At 34.9% G+C, this 12513-nt stretch carries 10 protein-coding genes and 1 tRNA gene; 8 read left to right on the top strand and 3 right to left on the bottom strand.

The window, feature by feature from the left end:
- Positions 1–44 precede the first annotated feature (44 nt).
- The 3 genes from K5G00_RS25825 to K5G00_RS25815 all read right to left on the bottom strand — a co-directional run bounded on the left by K5G00_RS25825 (position 45) and on the right by K5G00_RS25815 (position 1005).
- Complete coding sequence (locus K5G00_RS25825; RefSeq protein ID WP_238769397.1) at positions 45–386, bottom strand: NifB/NifX family molybdenum-iron cluster-binding protein; 342 nt, start codon at positions 384–386, stop codon at positions 45–47.
- A gap of 71 nt (positions 387–457) precedes the next feature.
- Complete coding sequence (locus K5G00_RS25820; protein WP_238769396.1) at positions 458–682, bottom strand: DUF5320 domain-containing protein; 225 nt, start codon at positions 680–682, stop codon at positions 458–460.
- A 5-nt stretch (positions 683–687) separates the two neighbouring features.
- On the bottom strand, positions 688–1005 hold the full coding sequence (locus tag K5G00_RS25815; protein ID WP_238769395.1) for a NifB/NifX family molybdenum-iron cluster-binding protein: 318 nt from the start codon (positions 1003–1005) through the stop codon (positions 688–690).
- A 276-nt stretch (positions 1006–1281) separates the two neighbouring features.
- Between K5G00_RS25815 and K5G00_RS25810 the strand changes: the two genes are divergently transcribed.
- The 8 genes from K5G00_RS25810 to K5G00_RS25775 all read left to right on the top strand — a co-directional run.
- Positions 1282–1355 (top strand) — tRNA-Pro (locus tag K5G00_RS25810).
- A gap of 308 nt (positions 1356–1663) precedes the next feature.
- Complete coding sequence (locus K5G00_RS25805; protein WP_238769419.1) at positions 1664–2929, top strand: site-specific integrase; 1266 nt, start codon at positions 1664–1666, stop codon at positions 2927–2929.
- Between the two features lie 42 nt (positions 2930–2971).
- Positions 2972–3604 carry an RNA polymerase sigma factor gene (locus tag K5G00_RS25800; protein WP_238769394.1) on the top strand — a complete coding sequence of 211 codons (633 nt, stop codon included), beginning with the start codon at positions 2972–2974 and terminating at the stop codon, positions 3602–3604.
- A gap of 74 nt (positions 3605–3678) precedes the next feature.
- Complete coding sequence (locus tag K5G00_RS25795; protein ID WP_238769393.1) at positions 3679–4791, top strand: FecR family protein; 1113 nt, start codon at positions 3679–3681, stop codon at positions 4789–4791.
- Between the two features lie 100 nt (positions 4792–4891).
- Positions 4892–8215 carry a TonB-dependent receptor gene (locus K5G00_RS25790; RefSeq protein ID WP_238769392.1) on the top strand — a complete coding sequence of 1108 codons (3324 nt, stop codon included), beginning with the start codon at positions 4892–4894 and terminating at the stop codon, positions 8213–8215.
- Between the two features lie 32 nt (positions 8216–8247).
- On the top strand, positions 8248–9714 hold the full coding sequence (locus K5G00_RS25785; RefSeq protein WP_238769391.1) for a RagB/SusD family nutrient uptake outer membrane protein: 1467 nt from the start codon (positions 8248–8250) through the stop codon (positions 9712–9714).
- 186 nt (positions 9715–9900) lie between these two features.
- Positions 9901–12006: a DUF6259 domain-containing protein gene (locus K5G00_RS25780; protein ID WP_238769390.1), complete on the top strand. Its 2106-nt coding sequence runs from the start codon at positions 9901–9903 to the stop codon at positions 12004–12006.
- Between the two features lie 244 nt (positions 12007–12250).
- A partial coding sequence (locus K5G00_RS25775; protein ID WP_238769389.1) for a hypothetical protein occupies positions 12251–12513 on the top strand: 263 nt, incomplete at its 3' end.

Raw genomic sequence — 12513 nt, 5'->3', positions numbered from 1 at the left:
TTTTAATCGGATAGTAGAAGTTGTTGTTGCAGTTTATTCAGGTTTTAATGGTCGCAATAATTTGCCGTAAACTGAATCGAGTTATTTAGAAATCCTTCGGCAAGTTGTTTGGCATCCATTTTAGGGGCACCCACAAAAACATTCACCTTATGCTGGTTGAATATTTGAATGGCCCTATTTCCCATTCCTCCTGCAAGTACATCGCTTACACCTTTTTCTGCCAGCCATTTTGGTAGTAATCCCGGTTCGTGTGGCGGGGGTACTATTTTTTCTTCTGATAGAATTGTATTTTCTCTAATTTCAAATACCGCAAAGAATTTGCAATGACCAAAATGGCCATCTAAAATCATGTGGTTATCAACTGGTACAGCTATCTTTTTATTCATCTTCTTATTTTGAGTGACTAAAAATAATCGCACTGCAAAAGCAGTACGATTATCCGGAAGTCAGTTTGTATCTATCTTTGTCTTCTTCCCCTTCCACGACCAAAACCGAGCCCATCACCCCAACTTTTTCGGTCGTCTTCCGTTTTAGATTTTCTCCTTATTCCTCTACCAAATCCTCTTCCTCGCCCGCGAGGCGTTTCTTCGACGGCGTTTTCGAGCTCTTGTCTGCATCTTCCCATTCTTCTTCCGGTTTGGGAGCCTTGTCCCCTTGGACCGGTTTTGTCTAATCCTGGCATAGCTTTTAATTTTTAATCATTTCAATAATGTCTTTTACGGATTTGTTCTTTTCATCCAAAATAATCATTTGGATGTTAAATTTTTCGAGTAATGATTTTGCTTTGGGGCCAAAATCTCCCGAAATAACCCGGTTTGCTTCCATCTCAGCAACGGCTTCAACTGCCTTCGTTCCGGCACCTCCGTTAGCATCCTTGCTTTTGTTTTCAAAAAAAATGGTACTCTTGTCGGCAGGATCATAAATACAAAACCATCCACATCGTCCAAAACGTAAATCAAATTTTGAATTTAAACTGTTGCCCGTAGAAGTGATTACAACTTTCATAGTTTACATTTCTGTTTGTTAATATAAGAATATCGGCAAATTGTAATTGAATTTGTTGTGGTTACAAAAATAAGTAAAAACATACATAATACAAAATATTAAATGAACAAAAGTTTATTAAAATATGTAGTTTCATGTTTTATTGTGTTGTTTTATAGGTTGTTGTATTTATATGTTGTTGTTATTTTGTGTGAAAAATTAATTGTTGTTATTTAAATTTTCGCTGAATAGTTTTTGTTTTTCTAAAAAAGCTTAAATTTGCAGCACTTAAAAATTCGGGATGTAGCGCAGTCCGGTAGCGTACTTCGTTCGGGACGAAGGGGTCGCAGGTTCAAATCCTGTCATCCCGACAAAAGGGGATTTTAAAGAAACCCAAAAGCCTGTAAGTTATATGATTTACAGGCTTTTTTGTTTTTTGTAATATCAGTTCAAATCAATAAATATCATAAAAATGTAAGTTAAACGGTGAGTTCATTTTTGATTTACCTTTGAACTCACCAGAAAGAATTAACCGATTGTTTTTCAGTTGATAATGGAGGGTGTTTTAACATTTAGAATACTCTTGTTTGATTCGTTTTGATTCCCTTGGTGAGTTAAACGGTGAGTCAATCAACTAAAAACGCATTAAAGCGGATTAAATCGTTAAAAATTGTATGATATGAAAACAACTCACACTTTCGGTATTCAGTTTATTCTTCGGACAGGTAAAAAGGATAAAACCAAAGGAATTGTCTATGCACGAATTACTGTTGAAGCAAGACGTGCTGAACTATCCCTGAAAAAGCGTATGGCTGTTGATGACTGGAATAACAACCGTGGCATTGCAAGAGGTTCCGGCATAGAGGCCAAGAAATTTAATAGTTATTTAGAGCAAGTACGCGCGCAGTTAACTGAAGCATACCGGGAATTACAGGTTAGTAAACAACGAGTTACTCCAGAAAATATTAAGGCGCTCTACCTTGGTGATTCTTTTAATGATCATACATTGATGGAATTGGTAAAATATCATAACAACACTCAAAAAAATATTCTGGCTCCGGGTACTATAAAGAATTATTATACGACTAAAAAATATATTGAACGATTTCTGAAGAAAAAATTTAAAGCTACAGATTTCTACCTGGTTCAAATCAACTATAAGTTTATTACTGATTTTGAGATTTTCATGCGAAACTTTAAACCGTTAGACCACCAAATGCCACTCGGTAACAATGGTGTGATGAAACACCTGGAACGATTCAGAAAAATAGTAAATCTTGGACAAAGGCTGGGGTGGATTGCTCAAAATCCTTTTGAGTCATATAAACTGCATTTTACCAGAAATGAAAGGGGATTCTTATCTGAAAAGGAACTTGCCACAATTGAGAACAAAACCTTTGCGATTGAGCGTTTAAGAACAGTAAGGGATATTTTTGTTTTTGGTTGCTATACCGGTCTGTCATATATTGATGCGATCAATCTGGGTCCAGACGAAATATCTCTTGGTGTTGACGGACAATACTGGATTTTTTCCAACAGGCAAAAAACCAAGACCACGGTTAAAATTCCACTTCTCCCAAAAGCTTTGGATATCTTGAACAAATATAAGAAACATCCAAAATCAGTTAATCGTGATAAAATATTCCCGTTAATCTCAAATCAAAAATTAAACGGATACCTTAAAGAAATTGCTGACATCTGTGGAATAAAAAAACACTTGACTTTTCATTTGGCAAGACATACTTTTGCAACTACAATTACATTAAGTAATGGGGTACCAATTGAAACCGTAAGCAATATATTGGGACACAAAAGTATTTCCACTACACAGATTTACGCAAAAGTATTAGAAAAGAAAATCAGTAAGGATATGGACAAACTCAGGGAAGTCATATCGAATAAACAGCGTTTCCTGATAGGTCTAATTTTCCTAATATTCTTATAAAATTCTATTTTTGAATGTCCAAACGGACAAAAGATTAATAAAATGAAGGGAAAAATTAATGAAATAAATGAAGGCATACTATGGGAAATGATGAAATCAGGAGACCAAAATTCTTTTTCAAAGATCTTTAAATTTTATTATCCAAAATTGTATGCATACGGGTTTAAGTTAGTACCCCTTTCCGATTTTGTCAGCGATCAGATACAGGAACTTTTTATCAAAATCTGGCAAACAAAGGAAGGTCTTGGCGATGTGTCCAATTTAAAGGCATATTTATTCATTTCCTTACGCAGGAGACTTTTTGCTTCAAAAAAAGATAGACTTTATACCGCACCAATTGATAATATTTCTGAAGAAGATAGCAAAGCCTTAATTTTTGAACCCAATGAATTTATTGACAAAGAAATTATATCTGATAATATAAAAGGAAAACTAATCAAAAACCTTAATTCTCTACCGGTAAGTCAACGGGAAATTATTTTCCTACGGTTTTATCACCAGTTAACATACAAAGAGATAGCCGAAATTATTAATATTAAGGAGCAATCAGTAAAAAACAACATGCCCAAAATTCTTCAAAAGTTGTCTGCCGGCATAACTGACATCCCGAAGGAGGATATTGATGATATTGACATCATGCTATTCAACCTTTTTTTGCTATTCATTAAAAAATAAATCAATTTTTTGCAGTACTATTTCCCCATTTTATACTCTATAAAATTAGATAAGGAATTTTATTTAATTCGAGTATGCCATATAGAAAAGACTTTAATAAGCTTCTTGCTGATGAAGAATTCCAAAATGGGATAATTAATTTCAACTCATTTGACAGGGAAAGGAAGAAAGCATTTATCAATCAATATTCTGTTACAAAAGATGAATTTATTAAAGCGAAGACAATTATAAATGGATTAAGTTTCAAGGAAATAGACTTTTCTGATGAAGAATTAAATTACTTATGGAAAAAATTGGGAATAGAAAACACTATAGTTATCCCCCGACGAATACCACGAAATAAAAAAATAATAAACTGGATTAGTAAAGCTGCAGCAATACTTTTTATTCCACTGCTTATTGCTTCTATCTGGTTATTTGATAGAACACATGAACTGCAATCATTCAAGGATGATAAAATTAACCAATTGACTGGGATGTATAATACAGTTTCTGCTCCTGTCGGAGGCAGAACAAAAGCGGTATTACCTGATGGCTCCGAAGTTTGGTTAAATTCCGGTAGTTCTCTGCAGTACCCGATTTTAAGTAAACAATCGTGCAGAGAAGTAAAATTAAAAGGAGAAGGTTTTTTTAAGGTTATAAAAGACAAGGCTAAACCAATGTTGGTAACTACGTCAGGAATGCAGGTGAAAGTTTATGGCACAACTTTTAATATTAACGCATATGAAGACAATCCCGATATAGAAACCGTTCTCATCGAGGGGAATATTTCAATAAAAAAATTGGACGAAAAGGGTAATCCTGCGGATTTCGAACATAAGATGAAGCCCGGAGAGGTAGGAAAACTAAACAGACAAAAAAATACCATTGCCATTGCAAAAACGAATAATATAGAAATTTACACGGGATGGATAAATGGAAAATATGTATTCAAAAATACACAGTTTAAAAATATCTTAAAACGACTTGAACGAATACATAATGTGAAATTTATTTTAGAAGATGAAAAAATAGGAGAATATTACTTTGATGCAACTTTGGGAGATCAAAATATTGATCGCATTATGGAAATATTTGCAGTTTCATTACCGATTATATGGAGGTCAGTTAGTATTGAAAGAAATAAAGACCAAACATTTTCAACAAGAAAAATAGTCATATCAAAAGACAAATCAAGAGAACTATGAAGATAACTTAAAAACAAAAATGCAGGAAAGATTGCCCTCTTCCCTGCATCAGTTCAATAAAAGGTATAAAACCTTAAATATTAATTAAACATTTAAAATTATGAAAAAAAAACGAATGTTTTATGCACAAGGCAAGGTTATTGGCTTCGTGCAAAAAATCGGATTAAAAATGAAACTAACTTTACTACTCTTACTTATTGGATTTCTAAACCTTATGGCATCAGAGAGTTATTCTCAATTTGCCAAATTAACCATCTCTTTAAAAAATGCCACTGTCGAGCAAGTACTTACTGAGATAGAAAAGAATAGTGAGTTCAATTTTGTTTACAATCGTGATGCGGTTGATATAAATAGAAAGGTCAATGTTGATTACCGAGACGCGAAAGTTAATAACATTCTTTATGATTTATTTAAGGATACCGGTGTTAATTATCATTTTATTGACAGAGTAATAGTGTTGACGACGGTGTCAGAGGCAGCAGCAATAGAGCCACAGCCAATGAAGGTATCGGGTAAAGTTACAGATTCATCAGGAACTCCACTTCCAGGGGTAACTGTATTAATTAAAGGAACAACCAATGGTACTGTTACCAATGCCAGTGGCGAGTATTCATTAGCCAATGTTTCCGGAGAAGCTAATCTGCAATTTTCATTTGTGGGAATGCGGTCACAGGAATTAGTGGTTAATAACCGGACTGAAATTAATGTTGTGATGGAAGATGAATCCATTGGAATAGATGAAGTGGTTGCTATTGGCTATGGTACCATGAAAAAAAATGATTTGACGGGTTCTGTCAGTTCTGTAGCTTCAGATGATTTTAAAACGACCCCGCTAAGAGACATAACTAACATGTTACAAGGTTCGGTCTCAGGGGTTGAGATTGTTAAAACAAGTGGCGCTCCGGGAAGTGGTAGTATTGTCAGAATAAGAGGAGGAAATTCGATGCAGGGCAGTAATGATCCGTTATATGTGGTTGATGGATTACCCGGAGGGATGGTAACAAATCCTAATGACATTGAATCTGTTCAAATATTAAAAGACGCATCGGCAACTGCAATTTACGGTTCACGAGGCGCAAATGGGGTAATTATTATTACTACAAAGAGGGGAAAACTTAATTCCAATGTAAATCTTAATGTGTATTACGGAATACAAAAGGTACGTAATAAACTTGATATACTGAATGCAAAAGAATATGCTGAATTTGCAAATGAAAAAGCAAATAATATTGGTGTTTCACCATATTACGACATAAATAATCTGCCCGGCGACACAGATTGGCAGGATGTTGCTTTCCGGTTGGCTCCGTCATCGAATTATAATTTATCAATAACGGGAGGCAATGAAATGAATAAATACGGGATTTTCGGTAATTACGCCAACCAAAAAGGAATTATCGATAATTCAGATTATTCAATCGGAAGCATTAGAGTAAACCTGGATAATAAGGTATCTAAATGGTTTAATGTAGCAACCAGTATTTTTGCATCACATGCCATAAATAATAAAGCAAATATCTCAACAGATGCTAATGGCTTGGTATATCGGGTACTTGTTATGAATCCGATAGCTCCCGTGTATGATGAAAATGGGGATTACTATCCGGTTCGTACGCTCGCAACATCAGAACCTATCTGGGATAATCCGAAAGCTGTTATTGATGGCTTTTACAATCATTCTATTGGCAACAATTTTAATGGAATTACAAATTTAGAGTTTAACATTTTTGACGGGCTTACATTTGGCGTACGCCTGGGTGGACGATACTCAAATTCCAGAAACGACACTTATATGAAAAGAATTATGCTTAATAGCCCAAGTGGTATTGCAAGCATAAGCGAATCAGACTCTTATCAGTATCTAAATGAGAATATCCTGTCGTACAAAAAGAATTATGATGACAAGCACGAACTGAATATCACCACTGGATTTACGATGGAAGGAGGAACCAGCATGAGATTTAATGCAGGGGCTGAAGATTTTGTTGTTGATGATTTGCTTATAAACTCATTATCATCGGGGGGCACTATTACAACTCCTGGGTCTTCCAAAACAAAATATACAATGCTTTCGTGGTTAGGAAGGATTAACTACATATATAAAAATAAGTATCTTTTTACTATAACTACACGTGCAGATGGGTCTTCAAGATTAGGTGAAAATAATAAGTGGGGAATTTTTCCTTCCGGTGCATTTGCCTGGAGGATGTCAGAAGAAAATTTTATAAAGAATCTATCTTTCATTAGTAATCTCAAATTAAGGACAAGTTACGGTACAACAGGAAATCAGGAAATAGGTCTTTACAATTCGTTGTCAAGTCTTAGCACAGTTTCTGCTCTTTTCGGAGAAAATGAAGATCGATATATTGGATTTGTTCCTTCATCAATGCCAAATGCTGATTTAAAATGGGAGGTCACAAAACAATTTAATGCCGGCTTTGATTTTGGATGCCTTAATCAGAAAATAATTCTGACTTTCGATTATTACCATAAAAAAACCAATGACCTCCTTGCATCAGTACCATTGGCACTTTCTTCAGGGTACGGTTCATTACTGAAAAATTTTGGGGACATGAAAAATGAAGGTGTGGAATTTGCAGTGAATTCAAATATTGTTGAAAATGATGAATGGTCTTTTGCAATAGGGGCTAATTTTTCTTTAAACCGGAATAAAGTACTCAAAGTTGCCACATCAACAGGACAATTTTTTGCAGGTTCATTTCACTCACCCATAGATACATATGTTAATATTATTAAAGAAGGATATCCTTTATCTTCCTTCTGGGGGTATAAAGAAGATGGTTTGTGGGATAGCGATCAAACCGATGGAAGTATTCAGCCAACAGCAAAGGCTGGTGATCAAAAATATGTTGATACTAACAACAGCGGTTTAATCGATTCAGATGATAAGGTCATTCTTGGTAGCCCTTATCCTGATTTTATTTATGGAGGCAATTTAAATCTCAGGTACAAAAGAATAAGTTTTTACACACTTCTACAGGGCTCTAAAGGTGGGTTAATATTTAATGCGACAAAATTTTCAATTGGAGATTCATTTGCAAGGAATGGAAACCAAATGACCGAAGTGAAGGATCACTATTCTGTTGATAATCCTGACGTAAATGCAAAATATCCAAGATTATCTAATGTTAGCCCGTTAATATCAGATCGTTTTTTTGAGGATGCTTCATATTTAAGGGTAAAAACCATTAGCATCTCGTATGATTTATCATTTAAACAGATTGATTGGATAAAAAGTGCCATGGTCTATTTAAGTGGTGAAAACCTATTTACGCTGACTAAATATTCAGGCTATGATCCTGAAGTTAGTTCATTCGGTGGTTCTGATTTGAAGAAAGGAATTGATTATGGGGCTTACCCTTCTGTAAAAACAATTACGTGTGGAATAAATATAAATTTTTAATTGAACTTATGAAAAATTTAATTAACATAATAATGAAATTCAAAAGTATTCTTATTATCGGTATTCTGCTGGGAGCCTCCTCCTGCGATGATTATTTAAAAGAAGAAGCCTATTCGTTTCTTGCAGCAGAAAACTTTTATACTAATGCTGATAATGCAGAAGCTGCTATCATTGGTGTTTATAACGGCCTTGTTGAGAGGAACAAAGTGTACGAGCGTTGGTATTGGGATTTCTTACATTTGCTTGACGATCAATCAACAATTCATAGAAATCCCTTATTTATATGTATTGATGATTTTAACATCGGAGATGATCATGCATATCTGGAAGAACTTTGGGGAGGCATCTACAACGTTATTAATCGGGCGAATGTTTGTATAGAGCGTATCCCTGACGTAGATATGGATGAAGCTGAAAGAAATTCATTGATTGCTGAAGCGCGGTGTATTCGTGCAAGTATGTATTTTATCCTTGTTCGATTATGGGGAGAAGTTCCATTAAGCCTGAGTCTGGTTAACACGGAAGCCAAAGCCAACACACCTAAAGCATCAATCGATGAAATTTATGTAAGCATTGTTGAAGATCTCGAATTTGCCGAGGACTATCTTCCTCAAACGAGAGTGTCAAGTGAATATGGCAGAGTTACAAAAGGAGCAGCAAAAGCATTATTTACAGATGTTTTATTGACGAGAGAAGAATGGGCCAAGGCGGCTGCTAAAGCCAAAGAAATAATCGATTCCGGTAATTATTCACTTTTAAGTAATTTCCAGGATATTTTTTCTTTAGATAATGAAATAAATAGTGAAATTATCTATCCAATTGTTGTTGACGGTATCAATTATTGTAACTGGTTTGCCAGTTTCGCACATGCAGGTGGGACTGAAAATGCGAATTGTGCAAATGGTGCACAGGTTTGGCAAGTTGATGAACAGTCTGATATATGGTTAAACTGGAGCGACAACGATCCCCGGAAGGCCTATACTGTCTATGAGGAATATTTAAAAAGAGATGGTACAATTGGGAATGTAAGAGAAACATCCCGGCCATATCCGGCGTACGGTAAATGGAATGCTCCTGATGAAAAAGGTGTGGGGTATTCGCCTAATAATCCAATTATTTACAGGTATGCAGATATCTTGTTAATGTATGCAGAAGCCCTCTCACAGGCAAATAACGGTCCTAACCAGGAAGCATATAATGCATTTAATATGGTAAGAAGGAGAGGCTATGCCCAACCTGTAAACGAGATTTCAGAATTTGACTTACAAACAGGACTGGATGCAAGTTCTTTTAGAGATTCAGTTATCCGGGAACGAAGTTATGAATTCGTTATAGAAGGCAAACGACTTTTTGATTTAATGCGAATCGGCAAGTTCCCGCAGATATTGAAAGATATGGGTAAAGATGTAAGACCTAATGCAAGATTTTTACCAATTCCTGCTGCAGAAATTGAGGCCAACAATAGTCTTACTATTGATGATCAAAATGAGGGATATTAGTTAAATAATAAAAGCGAGAAGCCGTTATCAGTAATAGCTTAGCTTCTCGCTTTTATGCAGTTTAGAATATCATTTAAATAGAAGTAATATTTATAACAAACAAAACTTAAATAGTTATACTTTTTAAATTGCGAGATTATAATTATATGACTGCAATATGTTAACAAAAAACATACGATTTTAAATATGAAAAAGGCAATTTTTTGTATCGTTCTGGGTTTAGTTTGGTTTTCGGTAGTACCGTGTTCTGCTTTTGATGGAGCATTTACATTAAAAACCAAGAATGCAACACTTTCGATAAATAAAAAGGGAATTTTAGAAATAGTTCAAAATGGAAGTAAGTCTGTAATTGCTCGGACTCCGATTGATGATTTGTGGAAAATAGGCTTAATAAATAATAGTGACAATAAAGAATATTACATTTCACCTTTAAAGACTTATTCCATAAGTAGTGGAGTAGATGCTATTTGTTTTGAAATAAATGCGTTATTGGTAGGAGATAAATCCGTTGAGGTAGATGCAAATTTTATTATTTCATTAAAAGATGACGCCTTCTGTTTTTCCGGTTGGCTAAAATGCAATTCAGATGAGTGGTTATTCAAAGAATTGGAATATCCCAGGCTTACTGAAATTATGCCTGGAGAAAAAAAGAATAAAAGTATCTTTTGGCCGGCAGGACTGGGAGAATATATAAAAAATTCAGAAAAATTCGGTGATGAAAATTTATGGTACCCCAGTGTTCAGGGAACATGTATGCCATGGTTTTCTATAAATTATGAAGACGCTGGTTTGTATGTTGGCTGTCATGATTCTTTACAGGCAACAAAAAAACTCAATCTTTCTTATGTGAAATCGGATAAAATGTTCAGGACAAGTATTACAACACCATTATATAGAACTAAATATAAAATCCCTGATGTAATGGTTAAGCTGTACAAAGGACAATGGTATAATGCAGCCCGGTTTTATAGAAATTGGTATGATATGCATTTTAAGCCATTTTCAGCTCCCGGATGGGTGACAAACAACTCAGGATGGTTGTTGGCAATCCTAAAGCAACAAAATGAAGAAGTAATCTGGAATTATAGGGATATTGACAAATTATGCAATATTGCTCAACAATTTAATTTGGGCACGATTGGCCTTTTTGGCTGGGCTGCAGGTGGTCACGATCATCTTTATCCTAATTTTCCTCCAGATAATTTAATGGGAGGTCGTGAAGAGTTAAAAAAAGCAATTAAAAGGGCACACAAAAGAGGGATAAAAATTATTTTATATGCTAATGCAAAGATTATGGATACATCCACTGATTTTTACAGGCTTAACGGGATTGAAACTATCTTGCTTGACAAAAATATGCGACCGGATATCCAGTTTTATATCAAACAAAAAAATGCAACTCCTGTCATTTTCGCTCAGGCATGTAACGGCTCTGAATTGTGGCGCAAAACAATGATTGATCTCGGGATTCAGGCCGTGAATCTAGGAGCCGATGGAATTCTATATGATCAATTAGGTGTGCTAAAGCCTGATTTATGTTTTTCAAAAAGTCATGACCATTCTCCCGGAGAAAGTGACGCCGATTTCCGGCAAATATTATTATCCGAAGTTAATAGGAAAGTAAAAGCGGTTAATCCGGATTTCATTGTAATGACAGAATCTTCAACAGATGTGAATATTCAAAGTGTAGATTATTTTCACGGATGCGGAATAGGAACAGCTGAATGGCGCAAAGAATTTCCGGAATTATTTCGGTATACATTCCCCGAATTGGTAACAACACAGCGTAACGCCAATCCGATGTTGACAAAAACAGAAGCAAATTTCGCTGCTGTTTATGGAATGCGCCATGAAATTGAAATTCGGTATCCCGGCGATAAGAAATACGTTTTAAATAATGAAGTAACGAATGAAGATTATACAAATGTGGTTGATCCTCCTAACCTCGAAATGCTAAAACAATTTACCGCGGAAGAATCAGCAGCCTATGTAAATTCACTAATTGAGTTTCAGAATGAACATGCTGATTTTTTTAGGAAAGGGCGTTTTATTGATCAGGAAGGTATTGCGATAAAAGGGGATAATATTGTAGCTAAAGGATTTTTAAATGGTGAAAAGTTAGGTGTTGTTGTATGGAATAAAAATCTCGAAGACGAAAAGGATTTTCAAATCTCTGTGGATGGATATCAGCTAATAAACGCTTTCGAAATTGGTTCAGGGAAAGTTGATGCTTTGACTGCAATTAAAGCAAATTCCATCCGGTTATTGGTTTATCATAGGGAAATTTACTAAAATGAAAAACTAGTCTGCGTCATATACATTCGTATTTTTATAATTTAAGATTTTTGTACATTACTTTGAAATTACAATCAACAGCCGGAGAAACGATTATAAAACCTGTATAAATTAATTGACTTAAATATATTTACTGGATTAGAAATAAACTTATTAGCAGTAATACATAATTAAATCTGCACGACAGGGCTATATTTTATTTTTTGTTATAAACAATTGATAAGAGTAATTAATGATTCATATGAAAAGAAAAATTACTTGGAAAATTCATTCTATCTTATTTTTAGGGATATTTTGCATAATCGCTTGTTCCCGCTTAGACCAGACACAAATCCCAATAGTACCTTCAGAGAAGGAATTACAACAAGCATTTGGAGCGCATGATGAGGAATTGTTTTTATCGCCGCCAAAAATTTATCACCCGGAGACCTGGTTTCATTTTATTGGTGGAAATGTAGCAAAGGAAGGGATTACTGCTGATTTGGAAGCCATTGCCGGAGCTGG

Origin of the sequence: Maribellus maritimus (assembly GCF_022267315.1) — a bacterium.
GTDB classification, from domain to species: Bacteria; Bacteroidota; Bacteroidia; order Bacteroidales; family Prolixibacteraceae; genus Draconibacterium; species Draconibacterium maritimum.
This window is presented reverse-complemented; position numbering and strand designations above follow the sequence as displayed.